Origin of the sequence: Helicobacter pylori, from assembly GCF_003637685.1 — a bacterium.
Taxonomy (GTDB): domain Bacteria; phylum Campylobacterota; class Campylobacteria; order Campylobacterales; family Helicobacteraceae; genus Helicobacter; species Helicobacter pylori_CJ.
This window is the reverse complement of record NZ_MVWW01000002.1, coordinates 65,492-81,940: the sequence shown is the minus strand read 5'-3', so window position 1 is coordinate 81,940 and position 16,449 is coordinate 65,492. Positions and strand designations below refer to the sequence as shown.

Annotated in this window: 17 protein-coding genes and 7 tRNA genes; 23 read left to right on the top strand and 1 reads right to left on the bottom strand. The window is 39.4% G+C overall.

Going from position 1 to position 16,449, the window contains the following annotated elements; genetic code table 11:
- Position 1: 1 nt before the first annotated feature.
- The 10 genes from EAL44_RS02385 to EAL44_RS02340 all read left to right on the top strand — a co-directional run bounded on the left by EAL44_RS02385 (position 2) and on the right by EAL44_RS02340 (position 9,349).
- A complete protein-coding gene (locus EAL44_RS02385) occupies positions 2-2,263 on the top strand; it encodes an LPS-assembly protein LptD (RefSeq protein ID WP_120832488.1) in 2,262 nt (753 codons plus the stop codon).
- A gap of 13 nt (positions 2,264-2,276) precedes the next feature.
- Positions 2,277-2,981 (top strand): phosphoribosyltransferase, encoded by a 705-nt coding sequence (locus EAL44_RS02380; RefSeq protein WP_162970322.1) that lies wholly within the window; start codon positions 2,277-2,279, stop codon positions 2,979-2,981.
- Between the two features lie 2 nt (positions 2,982-2,983).
- Complete coding sequence (locus EAL44_RS02375; RefSeq protein ID WP_121074291.1) at positions 2,984-5,050, top strand: polyribonucleotide nucleotidyltransferase; 2,067 nt, start codon at positions 2,984-2,986, stop codon at positions 5,048-5,050.
- Positions 5,051-5,182: 132 nt separating this feature from the next.
- Positions 5,183-5,500 (top strand): F0F1 ATP synthase subunit C, encoded by a 318-nt coding sequence (locus tag EAL44_RS02370; protein ID WP_002208384.1) that lies wholly within the window; start codon positions 5,183-5,185, stop codon positions 5,498-5,500.
- A 68-nt stretch (positions 5,501-5,568) separates the two neighbouring features.
- Positions 5,569-5,655: transfer RNA gene (locus EAL44_RS02365), tRNA-Leu, on the top strand.
- Positions 5,656-5,708: 53 nt separating this feature from the next.
- Positions 5,709-5,795 (top strand) — tRNA-Leu (locus EAL44_RS02360).
- 299 nt (positions 5,796-6,094) lie between these two features.
- Positions 6,095-6,610 (top strand): serine O-acetyltransferase, encoded by a 516-nt coding sequence (cysE, locus tag EAL44_RS02355; protein ID WP_120964371.1) that lies wholly within the window; start codon positions 6,095-6,097, stop codon positions 6,608-6,610.
- A 270-nt stretch (positions 6,611-6,880) separates the two neighbouring features.
- Positions 6,881-7,165, top strand: coding sequence for an IceA2 protein (locus tag EAL44_RS02350; protein WP_121074288.1), 285 nt, complete (start codon positions 6,881-6,883; stop codon positions 7,163-7,165).
- A gap of 325 nt (positions 7,166-7,490) precedes the next feature.
- Positions 7,491-8,480, top strand: coding sequence for a DNA adenine methylase (locus EAL44_RS02345; RefSeq protein WP_121074285.1), 990 nt, complete (start codon positions 7,491-7,493; stop codon positions 8,478-8,480).
- Positions 8,481-8,680: 200 nt separating this feature from the next.
- Entirely contained in the window at positions 8,681-9,349 is a 669-nt protein-coding gene (locus tag EAL44_RS02340) for an HAD family hydrolase (protein WP_121074282.1), read from the top strand.
- A gap of 8 nt (positions 9,350-9,357) precedes the next feature.
- Here EAL44_RS02340 and EAL44_RS02335 read toward each other — a convergent pair whose 3' ends face one another.
- Positions 9,358-11,094 carry an ABC transporter ATP-binding protein/permease gene (locus EAL44_RS02335; RefSeq protein WP_121074279.1) on the bottom strand — a complete coding sequence of 579 codons (1,737 nt, stop codon included), beginning with the start codon at positions 11,092-11,094 and terminating at the stop codon, positions 9,358-9,360.
- A gap of 185 nt (positions 11,095-11,279) precedes the next feature.
- Here EAL44_RS02335 and EAL44_RS02330 point away from each other — a divergent pair.
- The 13 genes from EAL44_RS02330 (at position 11,280) to rplL (ending at position 16,388) form a co-directional block, all read left to right on the top strand.
- Positions 11,280-11,355, top strand: a tRNA-Thr gene (locus EAL44_RS02330).
- Between the two features lie 27 nt (positions 11,356-11,382).
- Positions 11,383-11,467 (top strand) — tRNA-Tyr (locus EAL44_RS02325).
- Between the two features lie 15 nt (positions 11,468-11,482).
- Positions 11,483-11,559: transfer RNA gene (locus EAL44_RS02320), tRNA-Gly, on the top strand.
- 30 nt (positions 11,560-11,589) lie between these two features.
- Positions 11,590-11,664 (top strand) — tRNA-Thr (locus tag EAL44_RS02315).
- Between the two features lie 126 nt (positions 11,665-11,790).
- On the top strand, positions 11,791-12,990 hold the full coding sequence (gene tuf / locus EAL44_RS02310) for an elongation factor Tu (protein WP_001040574.1): 1,200 nt from the start codon (positions 11,791-11,793) through the stop codon (positions 12,988-12,990).
- A gap of 33 nt (positions 12,991-13,023) precedes the next feature.
- Positions 13,024-13,182 carry a 50S ribosomal protein L33 gene (gene rpmG / locus EAL44_RS02305; protein WP_000865159.1) on the top strand — a complete coding sequence of 53 codons (159 nt, stop codon included), beginning with the start codon at positions 13,024-13,026 and terminating at the stop codon, positions 13,180-13,182.
- Positions 13,183-13,221: 39 nt separating this feature from the next.
- Positions 13,222-13,297, top strand: a tRNA-Trp gene (locus EAL44_RS02300).
- 136 nt (positions 13,298-13,433) lie between these two features.
- Entirely contained in the window at positions 13,434-13,613 is a 180-nt protein-coding gene (secE, locus tag EAL44_RS02295; RefSeq protein ID WP_000362125.1) for a preprotein translocase subunit SecE, read from the top strand.
- Positions 13,614-13,642: 29 nt separating this feature from the next.
- Positions 13,643-14,170 (top strand): transcription termination/antitermination protein NusG, encoded by a 528-nt coding sequence (gene nusG, locus EAL44_RS02290; RefSeq protein ID WP_001846772.1) that lies wholly within the window; start codon positions 13,643-13,645, stop codon positions 14,168-14,170.
- A 17-nt stretch (positions 14,171-14,187) separates the two neighbouring features.
- Entirely contained in the window at positions 14,188-14,613 is a 426-nt protein-coding gene (gene rplK / locus EAL44_RS02285) for a 50S ribosomal protein L11 (RefSeq protein ID WP_001085997.1), read from the top strand.
- A gap of 44 nt (positions 14,614-14,657) precedes the next feature.
- Positions 14,658-15,362, top strand: coding sequence for a 50S ribosomal protein L1 (gene rplA, locus EAL44_RS02280; protein WP_001085846.1), 705 nt, complete (start codon positions 14,658-14,660; stop codon positions 15,360-15,362).
- Between the two features lie 109 nt (positions 15,363-15,471).
- Positions 15,472-15,966, top strand: a complete 495-nt coding sequence (gene rplJ, locus EAL44_RS02275; protein ID WP_121074276.1) for a 50S ribosomal protein L10 — start codon at positions 15,472-15,474, stop codon at positions 15,964-15,966.
- A gap of 44 nt (positions 15,967-16,010) precedes the next feature.
- Complete coding sequence (gene rplL, locus EAL44_RS02270) at positions 16,011-16,388, top strand: 50S ribosomal protein L7/L12 (RefSeq protein WP_001018219.1); 378 nt, start codon at positions 16,011-16,013, stop codon at positions 16,386-16,388.
- Positions 16,389-16,449 lie beyond the last annotated feature (61 nt).

Sequence of the window (16,449 nt, the reverse complement as noted above, 5' to 3'; positions counted from 1 at the left end):
CATGATTTATTGGTTGTATTTGGCGGTCTTTTTTTTGTTGAGCGCATTAGAGGCTAAAGAAATCGCTATGCAACGATTTGACAAACAAAACCATAAGATTTTTGAAATCCTTGCGGATAAAGTGAGCGCTAAAGACAATGTGATAACCGCATCAGGGAATGCGATCTTATTGAATTATGATGTGTATATTCTAGCGGACAAGGTGCGTTATGACACTAAAACTAAAGAAGCGTTATTAGAAGGCAATATTAAGGTTTATAGGGGCGAGGGTTTGCTCGTTAAAACCGATTATGTGAAATTGAGCTTGAATGAAAAATATGAAATCATTTTCCCCTTTTATGTCCAAGACAGCGTGAGCGGGATTTGGGTGAGCGCGGATATTGCTAGCGGGAAGGATCAAAAATATAAGGTTAAAAACATGAGCGCTTCAGGGTGCAGCATTGATAACCCCATTTGGCATGTCAATGCGACTTCAGGCTCATTCAACATGCAAAAATCGCATTTGTCTATGTGGAATCCTAAGATCTATGTCGGCGATATTCCTATATTGTATTTGCCCTATATTTTCATGTCCACAAGCAATAAAAGAACTACCGGGTTTTTATACCCTGAGTTTGGCACTTCCAACTTAGACGGCTTTATTTATTTGCAACCCTTTTATTTAGCCCCCAAAAACTCATGGGATATGACCTTTACCCCACAAATCCGCTATAAAAGGGGTTTTGGCTTGAATTTTGAAGCGCGCTACATCAACTCTAAAGACGACAGGTTTTTATTCAACGCGCGCTATTTTAGGAATTACACCCAATACGTCAAACGCTACGATTTGAGGAATCAAAATATCTACGGGTTTGAATTTTTAAGCTCTAGCAGGGACACTTTACAAAAATACTTCCATCTTAAGTCTAATATTGACAACGGGCATTACATTGACTTTTTATACATGAACGATTTGGACTATGTGCGTTTTGAAAAGGTTAATAAGCGCATCACAGACGCCACGCACATGTCTAGGGCGAATTACTATTTGCAAACAGAAAATAATTATTACGGCTTGAATATCAAGTATTTTTTAAACCTGAATAAAATCAACAATAATCGCACTTTCCAATCTGTCCCTAATTTGCAATACCATAAATATTTAAATTCTTTGTATTTTAGAAATTTATTGTATTCGGTGGATTATCAGTTTAGAAACACCGCAAGAGAGATTGGTTATGGCTATGTGCAAAACGCTTTGAATGTGCCGGTGGGCTTGCAATTTTCTTTGTTTAAAAAGTATTTATCTTTAGGGCTTTGGAATGATCTCCAACTATCTAATGTGGCTTTAATGCAATCTAAAAATTCCTTCGTGCCTACGATCCCTAATGAATCAAGGGAATTTGGGAACTTTGTGTCTTCAAATTTTTCCATGTATGTCAATACGGATTTAGCCAGAGAATACAACAAGCTTTTCCACACGATCCAATTGGAAGCGATTTTCAACATCCCTTATTACACCTTTAAAAACGGCTTATTTTCTCAAAACATGTATGCTTTAAGCGCGCAAGCCTTAAACAGCTACACTTCGCCTTTATTGAGAGATTATGATTATCAAGGGCGTTTGTATGACTCGGTGTGGAATCCTAGCAGCATTTTACCTATCAATGCGAGCAATAAGACAGTGGATTTAACCCTAACGCAATACCTTTATGGCTTAGGGGGGCAAGAGTTGTTGTATTTTAAAATATCGCAACTCATCAATCTTGACGATAAAGTTTCGCCCTTTAGAATGCCATTAGAGAGCAAGATCGGGTTTTCGCCCTTAACGGGATTGAATATTTTTGGGAATGTCTTTTATTCGTTTTATCAAAACCGCTTAGAAGAAATCTCTGTGAACGCCAATTACCAACGCAAGTTTTTAAGCTTTAACCTCTCTTATTTTTTAAGGAACAATTTTAGCAGTGGGATTAATAGCATTGTAGAAAATCCTGCGGATTATTTAAAGGCGGGTTTTAGCAACGACTTTGGCTATTTTTCCATGAGCGCGGATGTGGGTTATGATATTAGAAACAATGTGGTTTTAAATTGGAATGTGGGGATTTACAAAAAAATCCGTTGTTTTGGGATTGGCTTTCAATTCGTCAACCAACGACGCCCTATTCTCACCGGCGATCCCAACCAACCTATAAGGGTGTTTGAAAATAACTATGTTAAGCTAGAATTAGACTTTTCACCGATCACTAAAACCAATGTAACTTACCGCTCCTTGCAGCGTAAGTAAAAAAGGAACAGATTTGAATACGGACTTTAGCCATATCACCGATATAGAGGGCATGCGTTTTATCAATGAAGAAGACGCTTTAAACAAATTGATTAATGAAATCCACACGCGCCATATTGATTTAAAAGATTCCATCATGCTCGCTTTGAGTTTTAACGCTCTGTATTTAGCTAACGCTTTAGCGCAAAAATTTGGAGCGACTTATGATATACTTTTTTTAGAACCTATCCTAGCCCCCTTAAACTCAAAATGCGAGATCGCTTTGGTGAGTGAAAGCATGGATATAGTGATGAATGAAAATTTGATCAATTCCTTTGACATCACTTTAGACTATGTTTATGGGGAAGCCAAGCGGGCTTATGAAGAAGACATTTTGTCTCACATTTATCAGTATCGCAAAGGCAATGCGATCAAAAGCTTGAAAGATAAAAATATTTTTATCGTAGATAGGGGGATTGAAACCGGGTTTAGAGCAGGGTTAGGCGTGCAAACTTGCTTGAAAAAAGAATGCCAAGACATTTATATTTTAACCCCCATTCTCGCGCAAAATGTCGCTCAAGGCTTAGAAAGTTTGTGCGATGGGGTGATTAGCGTGTACCGCCCTGAATGTTTTGTCTCTGTGGAGCATCATTATAAAGAACTCAAGCGATTAAGCAATGAAGAAATTGAAAAATACTTGGGCGCTAACAACGCACCTAATTTAAAAAAGGAACATTAAATATGGATTTTATCACCATCAATTCCAGTAACAAAACCGAAGAGTTCGCTCTCAAACAAGTGGCCAAACAAGCCACCAGCTCTCTTTTATATCGCTTAGGAAAAACCATCATTTTAGCGAGCGTGTGCATAGAAAGAGAGCCTGTGAGTGAAGATTTTCTGCCTTTAGTGGTGCAGTTTTTAGAAAAATCTTATGCAGCCGGAAAGATTCCGGGCGGTTTTGTTAAAAGAGAAGGCAGAGCGCAAGATTTTGAAATCTTAACTTCTAGGCTCATAGACAGGACTTTACGCCCTTTATTCCCTAAAGATTACCGCTACCCTACACAAATCACTTTAATGGTTTTAAGCCATGATATTGAAAACGACTTGCAAGTTTCCGCTTTAAACGCCGCTTCAGCCGCTCTCTTTTTAGCCCATATCGCTCCTATTAAAAGCGTGAGCACTTGCAGGATCGCTAGGGTTAATAACGAATTTATCATTAACCCTAACACAAGCCTTTTGAATCAATCCAGTTTGGATTTGTTCGTGTCCGGCACAAAAGAGAGTTTGAACATGATAGAAATGCGCTCTTTGGGGCAACAATTAAACGCTTTAGAAGAGCCTTTAATGCTAAAAGCTTTAGAATTGGCTCAAAAAAGTTTGAAAGAAACTTGCACGCTTTATGAAGAGGTTTTCACGCCCCACCAAAACGAGCTGCTTTTTAAAGAGAGCCAAGGAATAATATTCAATGAAAGGCTGTTAGATTTATTAAAAAATCAGTATTTTGATGAAATCATTAAAGGTATTGAAAGTTCTGCTTTGAGCGAGCGAGAAAATGTTTTCAATGAAATTGCTAAAAAAATCAGCGAAGCCCACTCAGAATTCAGTTTAGAAGAAATTGAATGGTCTTTAGAAAAAGTGAAAAAAACTGAGATAAGGCGCATGATTATTCAAGATAAAATCCGCCCGGATAAGCGCGCGTTAGAAGAGGTGCGGCCCATTTTGATAGAGAGCGATTTGCTCCCTATGGCGCACAGCTCTATTTTATTCACTAGGGGGCAAACTCAAAGCTTAGTGGTAGGGGTTTTAGGCACGGATAATGACGCTCAAACCCATGAGAGTTTGGAGCATAAAACCCCTATCAAAGAGCACTTCATGTTTCATTACAATTTCCCTCCTTTTTGCGTGGGCGAAGCGAGTTCTATTGGTGCGACTTCAAGGCGCGAATTAGGGCATGGGAATTTGGCTAAAAGAGCCTTAGAAACGAGCATTAAAAATAAAGAGCAGGTGATACGATTGGTTTCTGAGATTTTAGAAAGCAATGGTTCAAGCTCAATGGCGAGCGTGTGCGCAGGGTCTTTAGCCCTTTATGCAAGCGGTGTGGAAATTTATGATTTAGTCGCTGGGGTGGCTATGGGCATGGTGAGCGAAGGGCAAGATCACGCTATTTTAAGCGATATTAGCGGCTTAGAAGACGCCGAAGGCGATATGGATTTTAAGATTGCCGGGAATTTAGAAGGCATTACGGCCATGCAAATGGATACCAAAATGAGCGGTATTAGATTAGAGGTTTTATACCAAGCCTTACTCCAAGCTAAAGAAGCGCGGAAACATATTTTAAAAATCATGCATGAAGCGAAAGAAAAGATTGTGATCAATTTTTCCCATTTGCCCACGACTGAAATTTTTAATGTCGCACCCGATAAAATTGTAGAAATTATCGGTCAAGGGGGGCGTGTGATTAAAGAGATAGTGGAAAAATTTGAGGTTAAAATTGACTTGAATAAACCAAGCGGTGAAGTGAAAATCATGGGGAATAAAGAGCGCGTTTTAAAGACTAAGGAATTTATTTTAAACTACTTGCATTCTTTAGATCAAGAATTGGAGCAATACGCTATTGATGAGGTGCTAGAAGCTCAAGTGAAACGAATCGTGGATTTTGGGGCGTTTTTAAGCTTGCCTAAGGGGGGCGAAGGCTTGTTAAGAAAACAAAACATGGACAGGTGTCAAGTGGTTTTAAAAGAAGGCGATAGTATCAAATGTAGGGTGATTAGTTTCAATAAGGGTAAAATCGCCTTGGATTTGGCTTAAAATTTTAAAAAGCGTTTTTTAAAAGCGTTTTTAAGCTAGTTTGTATTAGAATAAATTCTTGCTTGTATTTTTGAAAGTAGAGGAACGATTCGAAATGAAAATCAAGCCCAATTTTTGAAACGGAGTGCGAAAATGAAATTTTTAGCGTTATTTTTTCTGGCTTTAGCGGGCGTTGCTTTCGCTCATGATGGTGGAATGGGTGGGGTAAGCATGGTTCAATCTTATTCTATCTTAGGAGCAATGATCGGTCTAGGGATTGCCGCTTTTGGTGGGGCGATCGGCATGGGGAATGCGGCCGCAGCGACTATTACAGGCACAGCGAGAAACCCAGGAGTGGGCGGTAAATTGCTCACAACCATGTTCGTGGCCATGGCGATGATTGAAGCGCAAGTGATTTATACTCTAGTGTTTGCTATTATCGCTATTTATAGTAACCCATTCTTAAGTTAAGGGTTTTGATGGGCTAAATTATTGCTTAAAAAGCATGATTTAGCTATAATATCTGTTTCAAATTTTTAGCACTGGTGGTGGAATTGGTAGACACGCCATCTTGAGGGGGTGGTGGGAGCAATCTCGTGCGAGTTCGAGTCTCGCCCAGTGCACCATTAAGTTTTTTTAAGGAATAAGTGGGTATAATCTCACTCTTTGCTTTAGATATGCCGAAGTGGTGGAATTGGTAGACACGCTAGACTCAAAATCTGGTGGGAGCAATCCCGTGTCGGTTCGAGTCCGACCTTCGGCACCACTACTAGTAATTTTTTTCAATCTGCTTTTTATTCTTTCGTTTAAAATAGTTTTATCCCAAATAAATGCCAAATCAATGATGGATTAGCGGGTTTTTTTAAGCCTTTTTTAAAGGGTTGTTAAGAGAATTTAAAAAAATTAAAAGAGAGAGCGTTTTACTCTATTAATTTTACTCCATTAAAAGGAGTGTGAGTTTGGGTATAATGGCAAGAAAAATTGGCATCAAATTTTATTAGAATGGATGAGAAAAATCTGCTCAAGTCATGTTGATCCAAATATATTTTAACCGGAGACTCTGTCATGCTAGATCTGTCTTATAGCCTGGAGCGTGTCTTGCAAGAAGACCCGGCAGCCAGGAATAAGTGGGAGGTGCTCTTGCTTTATCCGGGCATTCATGCGCTGCTTTGTTACCGCCTAGCGCATGCGTTGCACAAGCGGAGGTTTTACTTCATTGCACGCGCGCTTTCTCAGTTAGCGCGTTTTATCACTGGGATAGAAATCCACCCGGGCGCTAAGATTGGGAGAGGGCTTTTTATTGATCATGGCATGGGTGTGGTGATTGGCGAGACCACAGAGATTGGAGATGATGTTACCATTTATCATGGCGTAACTCTAGGGGGCACAGGCAAGTTTAAGGGCAAGCGCCACCCTACCTTAGGCAACCGAGTGGTAGTGGGGGCAGGGGCTAAGGTCTTGGGTGCGATTTATGTGGGCGATGATGTGAGGATCGGGGCTAATGCGGTAGTGCTTTCAGATTTACCCACGGGTTCTACGGCTGTAGGCACTAAAGCCAAAACCATCACAAAAGATCGTTAACTTTAGACAAGTGGTTGAGCTAATTTGTGCGATGCGGGTTATTTTGAGATAAATTGATTAAATTTTATAGAGAGGGATTTTATGAGAGTTAAGCGAGTTTGTTTTTAAGTTATTCTTTAGGGATTTTGTGATAAAATACTCAAATACTCAAATACTCAAATACTCAAATACTCAAATACTCAAATTTAGGTTTATTTGTTAGTTAGACTATAGACTAGACTAGTAGTTTGATGTTGGGTATATCACAATTTATATTTTAGGAGGTTTATAATGGCGGTTGTATTTAAAGTCGTTAATGGCAAAATACAGGAATTTGAGAATGGTAGCTATAAGAGAACTTATGGTAGTAATATCGTAGCTGCAGATACTGATGGGCATATTGTTGCTGCTGTTACTGCAAAGGGTAAGATAGAAGAATATGAGAATGGTAGTTATAAGAGAACTTATGGCAGTAACGCTGTTAATGTGCAAGTTTCAGGTGGTATAGTGGCTGTAACCACATCAAAGGGTAAAGTGGAAGAATATGAAAATGGTTTCCGTAAAAGAAGCTACTAGAAAATAGGGTAATAGCGGCAAAAGCTTTGATGCATTCAGCTAGTAGGGGGTGTCGCTGTTTTTCTAGCGGTATTTTAATGAGCAGTTGCGATAGAAAAAGTCTTTGGTTATAATAGGGGGTTGTTTCGTTGTTTTAATGAAACGATTGGTAGAGCGTGCGGTTATTAAAAAAACGATCATCGTTTCACATAGGATTGATTAGTTGGTTTTAAGATTATTTTAATCGTTGGGGTTAGGACTTATTCATAATTAAGTTATGTTACAATACATAAAATTTAACTTTAATATAGCTATACCATTTAAAGAAGCATACAAACACAGATCAATGAACTACATCGGCTCTAAATACAAGCTCATTCCCTTTATTAAGGAAAATATCCATGCGGTTGTAGGCAATGATCTCTCTGGCGCGATTTTTTGTGATCTGTTCGCTGGGACGGGCATTGTGGGGCACACGTTTAAGGGCGTTGCAAACAAGATTATTTCTAATGATTTGGAATATTATAGCTTTGTTTTGAATCAAAATTATATTGGTAACATTCAAGAAATCCCTAACCAAGAAGAGCTTATTGATAGGCTCAATAGTGTTGCTTTAAAAAAGGGCTTTATTTATTCGCATTATTCTTTAGGGGGGAGTTCAAGGCAGTATTTTAGCGAAACAAACGCTCAAAAAATTGATGCGATGCGTCTAAAAATTGAAGAGCTTAAGCGTTCTCAAAACATTGATAATTGCGCGTATTATTTTTTGCTCGCATCGCTATTAGAGAGCGCGGACAAGGTGGCTAACACCGCTTCGGTTTATGGAGCTTTTTTAAAACGCCTTAAAAAAAGCGCCCAAAAAGAACTCATCTTAAAAGGCGCTCATTTTGATTTGAGTTTAAACGCTAATGAAGTGTATCAGCACGATTCTAATGATTTGATTGAAAAGATTTCAGGGGATATTTTGTATTTAGACCCCCCTTATAATGCGAGGCAATACGGGGCGAATTACCATTTATTGAACACGATTGCTGCTTATACGCCCTTTGCTCCAAAAGGCAAAACCGGCTTGCCCAGTTACCAGAAATCCTCTTTTTGCTCTCGCGCTAAAATCTTAAACGCTTTTGAAAACTTGATTAAAAAAGCGCGATTCAAATACATTTTTTTAAGCTATAACAATGAAGGGCTTATGAATGAAACAGAGATTAAAAATATCTTAAAAAAATACGGCGCTTACTCTTTAGCCACCAAAACCTACATGCGTTTTAAAGCGGATAACAAACGCGCCCACAAAGCCGCACACACCAAAGAGTGTTTGCATATTCTTATCAAATAAGAGTCAAAACAACCCAACCTTTAAAAACGAGCTTTAAGTTAAAAAATCTAAAGAGCGTTAGAGTTTTAAATAAGGCTTTAGCGGGCGGTATTTGATTAAAACCAATCCAAGAGACTCCAATAATGATAAAAATAATCGCTTAAATACCGCTTGAATAAGGTAAAATGAAACCAAAATAAGCCTACAAAAAAGGGGAAGTCATGGCGCTTGAAGTGGTTTTATGGGATTTTGATGGCGTGATTTTTGACAGCATGCATTTAAAAAATGAAGGGTTTAAAGCGTTGTTTCAAAAGCATGGCAACGATAGTAAAGAGAGTTTGAAGCAATTTGAAGTTTATCATTATCAAAGCGGGGGGATTTCAAGGAATGAAAAAATCCAATATTTTTATAACGAGATTTTAAAAACCCCTATCGCTCAAGAAAAAGTGGATGCATTGGCCCTAGAGTTTGGCGCTATTATAGAACAAAAGCTTTTTGATAGGGGGCATTTGAATAGCGAAGTGATGGCGTTTATTGATAAGCATTATAAAAATTATATTTTCCATATCGCTTCAGCGGCCTTGCATAGCGAATTGCAAGTGTTGTGCGAGTTTTTAGGGATCATTAAGTATTTTAAGAGCGTTGAAGGGAGTCCGCCTAATAAACCTAAAATCATCGCTAATATCATTCAAAAATATGCTTATAACCCAAGCCGCATGCTAATGATAGGCGATAGCGTTAATGACTATGAAAGCGCTAAGGCTAATGAAGTGGCGTTTTTGGGTTACAACAGCAAGGTTTTGAAAAATTTAGTGGGCCAAAACGGCTATCAAGGGAAGTATTTGGAGAGCTTTAAGGGGTTTGATTTGCAAAATTTCAAGCAAGAGTAGAGCCAGCTTTAGCCGAGATTGTCTTTGTGTTGGCTCATGTCAATGATGACTTCACAGCGTTCAATCGTGCTTAAGCGGTGGGCGATAACGATTAGGGTTTTATTTTTAGCGATTTGATAGATTTCATCCATGATTTTACTCTCGGTTTCATTGTCTAGGGCTGAAGTGGCTTCATCTAAAACCAAAATTTCAGGGTTATCGTATAAGGCTCTTGCAATGCCTATGCGCTGTTTTTGACCGCCGCTAAGCTTAGCACCCCCTTCGCCCACTTGGGTTTTAAGTCCCTCATGCTCGCATAAAAAATCATAAATATGAGCCATTTTGCACACCTTAATCAAGCGTTTTTCATCTATAGCGCTCCCAAAAGCGATATTATCCCCCACAGTGCCATCAAAAAGGTAAATATTTTGGGGGATATAGCCTATTTTTTTACGCCATGAGCGCCTGTTTTCGTTGGTTAAAAGGGTGTTATCAATAAAAATTTCCCCACTTTTAGGGTAGGTAAGCCCCATAATAATATCCGCCAGCGTGGATTTTCCGCACCCGCTATGGCCTATGAGAGCGACTTTTTGACCTTTTTGAATGGTGAGGTTAAAATTCTTTAAAACCGGGTGTTTTGACTTATAAGCGAAGGAAATGTTTTTAAGAGTGATTTTTTTATTAAAGTCTAAAGGGACTAAATCCTCTTCAACGATGGTTTTAGTAAGGCTTTTAAAAACAATGTTAGTCGCAAGCTGGTTGTAAGCGATTTCATTATACTGATTCAAAACGCCAGTAACAGAAGGGAGCGTGCGATAAAGCGCTAGAGCATACATAGAAATGGTAGGAAGCACCATTTTAGCTTCGCCGTATTTGAATAAAATGTAAGCGACCGCTAAAATCAACAAACTAAAACCCACCGTTTCTAATGAATACCTGGGGACTACTTGTAAAGTGGCGTAAATGATCTCGGTGTCATGGGCTTTACGGCTATTTTCTCCAAAAAGCTTGTGGGCTTCTTCGTGGTTGTCTTTGAGTTTAGTGATTTTGAAATTGCTGAAAAATTTTGAAAAAACTTTAAGCGTTTGCGCCCTAGATTTTGCCGCTATCTCGCCCTTTTTTTGAATAAGAATGGTGATTTTTTTAGTGATGATAAAAATTTGTATAGAGATGATTAGAGTGAATACAAGCGTTAACTTCCAGTTAGTGATTAATAGCGTGGAATAGAAAAAAACGATCACGGTTAATTCGGTGAGTAGATTCAAAAAAGCGTTAAAGCTCATAAACATGCCATCCGCTTTATTATTGATAATGTCTCTTAAAGAATCCAAGTTGTGGTTAAGGTGGGAGAGGTAGTTGCTTTTAATGTGCTGTAAAAAAAGTTGTTGCTTGATTTGATAAGCTTTCTTATTGGAAAAACGCCCTTTCAAATAAGTGAAAGACACCCCATAAAACATCCTGAACAAATAAATCCCCACCAAGCAAAAACTAAAGAAATACATCAGGCGAACGGGAGATGAAAAATGGAAAAAATCATAGACCATTTTCCAGTCTTTATCGTCTAAAGCCCTGCTGGGATCGGAAGCGAGAGTGATAAAAGGCATTAAGAGGGTTAGGGACATCACTTCCACAAAAGAAGAAAAAACCGCCATCAGCACAAGCAGGAAAAAAACCATTTTTTCCTTGAAAGTGATGAGCATGTAGATTTGCTTTAAAGAGCGTAAAAAGTATTTTAAAGTAGAAATTTTATGTTTTTTTTTCGCCATAATTTAAGTGTCCATAAATTCTTTTATATGTAATAAGCTTGAGCTGTGTTAAGCCAAATTGAGCTAGATTATAGCTAAATTTTAACCATGCTCTGTGCCATACGAATAATTTAGCTTTCTGTCATCATTTCTTGACAAGTCAAGTATAAAACTGCTATAATCCCAAGTCTTTGATTATTTTAGTTGCTGGCTTAGCTCAGTTGGTAGAGCAGCTGCCTTGTAAGCAGCAGGTCGGGGGTTCAAGTCCCTTAGCCAGCTCCAGTTAAAATGTTATTTTGCGAAGTTTTTGGTGAGATACTCAAGTGGCCAACGAGGGCAGACTGTAAATCTGCTGACTATGTCTTCCGTGGTTCGAATCCACGTCTCACCACCATTTTGTTTTATAGATGCGGGAATAGCTCAGTTGGCTAGAGCATCAGCCTTCCAAGCTGAGGGTCGCGGGTTCGAGTCCCGTTTCCCGCTCCATTTTTAGGATAACATTTTAGTTTTTGAGACGCCTATATAGCTCAGAGGCAGAGCACTTCCTTGGTAAGGAAGAGGTCGGCGGTTCAATTCCGCTTATAGGCTCCAGTTTATAATCTCTTGAATGGCGATAAGACAGAAATGTCTTAAATTTTGTGGTAGCATTTAGGAATACTTAGGATTTTGTTTAGTATAATTCTAAAATCCATTTCAAAAAATTAAGGAGAAATACAAATGGCAAAAGAAAAGTTTAATAGAACTAAGCCGCATGTTAATATTGGAACCATTGGGCATGTAGACCATGGTAAAACGACTTTGAGTGCAGCGATTTCAGCGGTGCTTTCTTTGAAAGGTCTTGCAGAAATGAAAGACTATGATAATATTGATAACGCCCCTGAAGAAAAAGAAAGAGGGATCACTATCGCTACTTCTCACATTGAATATGAAACTGAAAACAGACACTATGCACATGTGGATTGCCCAGGACACGCTGACTATGTAAAAAACATGATCACCGGTGCGGCGCAAATGGACGGAGCGATTTTAGTTGTTTCTGCAGCTGATGGCCCTATGCCTCAAACCAGAGAGCATATCTTATTGTCTCGTCAAGTAGGCGTGCCTCACATCGTTGTTTTCTTAAACAAACAAGACATGGTAGATGACCAAGAATTGTTGGAACTTGTAGAAATGGAAGTGCGCGAATTGTTGAGCGCGTATGAATTCCCTGGCGATGACACTCCTATCATAGCAGGTTCAGCTTTAAGAGCTTTAGAAGAAGCAAAGGCTGGTAATGTGGGTGAATGGGGTGAAAAAGTGCTTAAACTTATGGCTGAAGTGGATGCCTATATCCCTACTCCAGAAAGGGACACTGAGAAAACTTTCTTGATGCCGGTTGAAGATGTGTTCTCTATTGCGGGTAGAGGGACTGTGGTTACAGGTAGGATTGAAAGAGGCGTGGTGAAAGTAGGCGATGAAGTGGAAATCGTTGGTATCAGACCTACACAAAAAACGACTGTAACCGGTGTGGAAATGTTTAGGAAAGAGTTGGAAAAAGGTGAAGCCGGCGATAATGTGGGCGTGCTTTTGAGAGGAACTAAAAAAGAAGAAGTAGAACGCGGTATGGTTCTATGCAAACCAGGTTCTATCACTCCGCACAAGAAATTTGAGGGAGAAATTTATGTCCTTTCTAAAGAAGAAGGCGGGAGACACACTCCATTCTTCACCAATTACCGCCCGCAATTCTATGTGCGCACGACTGATGTGACTGGCTCTATCACCCTTCCTGAAGGCGTAGAAATGGTTATGCCTGGCGATAATGTGAAAATCACTGTAGAATTGATTAGCCCTGTTGCGTTAGAGTTGGGAACTAAATTTGCGATTCGTGAAGGCGGTAGGACCGTTGGTGCTGGTGTTGTGAGCAATATTATTGAATAATATTAGCGAAAAGAGTTGCCATAAAGGGTCATTATGAAAGTTAAAATAGGATTGAAGTGTTCTGATTGTGAAGACATCAATTACAGCACAACCAAGAACGCTAAAACTAACACTGAAAAACTGGAGCTTAAGAAGTTCTGCCCAAGGGAAAACAAACACACTCTTCATAAAGAAATCAAATTGAAGAGCTAGTTCTTTCTTTTGTGTTGCGATTTAAAAGGAGGGGAGGTTAGGTCAGTAGCTCCAATGGTAGAGCGTCGGTCTCCAAAACCGGTTGTTGGGGGTTCGAGTCCCTCCTGGCCTGCCATCTACTAATTTATTCTATCAAATTTTTGTTTGATTGTTTTTGAATTTTTTAATTTTAGTTTAAGCTATTTTGGATAGAATTGAAAATTCTTTTAACGTATAAATGTATTAAGTTTAAGTGAGGGCGAAAAGAAACTATGGATAAATGGCTCATGCAATATAAATTAGCTAGAGAAGAGCTTTCTAAAGTGATATTTCCTATTAAGGAGCAGATACGCAACGCGCTTGTTTCTGTTTTGGTGGTGGTGAGCGCTATCACGCTGTTTTTAGCTTTGTTGGATTTTTCTCTGGGGGCTTTTGTCTCTAGTGTTTTATAGGTTGGTGGCTTTAAATAAGGAGAATAATGATGGATTGGTATGCTATACAAACTTATTCAGGGAGCGAGCAGTCCGTTAAGAAAGCGATTGAGAATCTAGCGAACGATCATAATATAAGAGATAGGATACAAGAGATCATTGTGCCTACTGAAGATATTATAGAGGTTTCTAAAAAAAGCAAGACGAAAGTAACGGAACGAAGCCTTTATCCTGGGTATGTTTTTATTAAAGTGGATTTGGATACGGTTTTGTGGCATAAGATACAATCTTTGCCAAGAGTGAGCCGTTTTATTGGAGAAAATAAAAAGCCAACCCCATTGAGTGAAGCGGATATTGGGCATATTTTAGAAAAAATGAATAACCGAGCAGCCCCCAAGCCTAAAATCTTTTTTGAGCAAGGTGAAGTGGTGCGCGTGGTGGAAGGTCCTTTTGCGAACTTTACCGCTACGGTGGAAGAGTATGATGTGGAACACCGCAAGCTCAAGCTCAATGTTTCTATTTTTGGTAGGAACACTCCAATAGAGATTTTGCATTCGCAAGTGGAAAAAATTATATAACTTTTTAAGGAGAAAACATGGCTAAAAAAGTAGTCGGAGAAATCAAACTTCAAATCCCTGCCGGTAAGGCAAACCCTTCACCTCCCGTAGGGCCAGCGTTGGGTCAAAGAGGGGTTAATATCATGGAATTTTGTAAGGCTTTTAATGAAAGAACCAAAGACATGGGGAGTTTTAATATCCCGGTCATTATCACGGTTTATCAAGACAAAAGTTTTACCTTTATCACTAAAAAGCCTCCGGTAACGGATTTGATCAAAAAAGCTTCTGGGGTTGAAAAAGGTTCTGACAACCCGCTCAAAAATAAGATTGCAAAGCTCACCCACAAGCAAGTGGAAGAGATCGCACAATTGAAAATGGAAGATTTAAACACAAGCACCATGGAAGCAGCCAAAAAAATCGTTATGGGTAGCGCTAGGAGCATGGGCGTAGAAGTTGTGGATTGATTGGGTTTTGTTGGAATTAAAAGAAATTTTTAAGGATTAGAATCGTGGCAAAAAAAGTATTTAAAAGATTGGAAAAACTTTTTTCTAAAATTCAAAATGATAAAGCGTATGGCGTAGAGCAAGGCGTAGAGGTGGTTAAATCTCTCGCTTCAGCCAAATTTGATGAAACCGTGGAAGTAGCGTTAAGACTAGGGGTTGATCCAAGGCATGCGGATCAAATGGTGCGCGGTGCGGTGGTGCTTCCTCATGGAACAGGGAAAAAAGTAAGAGTGGCTGTTTTTGCAAAAGACATTAAGCAAGATGAGGCCAAGAACGCTGGGGCTGATGTCGTTGGCGGAGACGATTTGGCTGAAGAAATCAAAAACGGTCGTATTGATTTTGACATGGTGATCGCAACGCCTGATATGATGGCGGTTGTCGGTAAAGTGGGTAGGATTTTAGGCCCTAAGGGTTTGATGCCAAACCCTAAAACCGGAACCGTTACGATGGATATTGCTAAAGCGGTTACTAACGCTAAAAGCGGTCAAGTGAATTTCAGGGTGGATAAAAAGGGCAATGTTCATGCCCCTATTGGTAAGGCGAGTTTTCCTGAAGAAAAAATCAAAGAAAACATGCTTGAGTTGGTGAAAACGATCAACCGCCTAAAACCCAGTAGCGCGAAAGGCAAGTATATTAGAAACGCCGCTCTCTCGCTCACCATGTCGCCTTCAGTGAATTTGGACGCACAGGAATTGATGGATATTAAATAGCGTTAGGAGTTTTTAATCTTAGGCTGAAGATCGTAAGAGCTAAAAAGCTTAAAATTTCTTTTTTTAAAAAGATAATCTTGCAGAGGTCTAGTCTAGAAAGGAGGAAAAGATGCAAAAACAACATCAAAGGCAGCATAAAGTAGAGCTAGTCGCTAACTTAAAGTCGCAATTTGTGGGTGCTAAAGCCCTTTTAATTTGCGATTATAAGGGTCTTAGCGTGAAAAAGTTGGAAGCTTTAAGGAATAAGGCTCGCAATCAAGGCATTAAAGTGCAAGTGATTAAGAACACTCTCGCTCATATTGCCATGAAAGAGGCCGGCTATTCTGATTTGGATTTGAAAGAAACCAATGTGTTTTTGTGGGGCGGTGATCAAATCGCTCTCTCTAAACTCGTGTTTGATTTCCAAAAAGAGCATAAAGATCACTTTGTGTTGAAAGCGGGCTTGTTTGATAAAGAAAGCGTTAGCGTAGCTCATGTGGAAGCGGTTTCAAAACTCCCAAGCAAAGAAGAGCTTATGGGAATGTTGCTTTCTGTTTGGACGGCTCCGGTGCGTTATTTTGTGACCGGTTTAGACAATTTGCGTAAAGCGAAAGAAGAAAACTAAGAGCCTATGATGGCTTTAATTAAAAAAATTTGAAGGATTGGATTATGGCAATTTCAAAAGAAGAAGTGTTAGAGTATATTGGTTCATTGAGCGTTTTAGAGCTTGCTGAATTGGTTAAAATGTTTGAGGAAAAATTTGGCGTGAGTGCGACTCCAACGGTCGTAGCGGGTGCGGCTGTAGCTGGCGGTGCAGCGGCTGAGAGTGAAGAAAAAACCGAATTTAATGTGATTTTGGCCGATAGCGGTGCTGAAAAAATTAAGGTGATTAAAGTGGTTCGTGAAATCACTGGACTTGGCCTGAAAGAAGCTAAAGACGCTACCGAAAAAACCCCTCATGTGCTTAAAGAGGGCGTGAATAAAGAAGAAGCTGAAACCATCAAGAAGAAACTTGAAGAAGTAGGCGCTAAGGTTGAAGTCAAGTAAGACTTAAAAACAGAAAGGCCTTTGCGCCTTTCTCTGCTCTAGCGTGGCAGATGATTTTGCT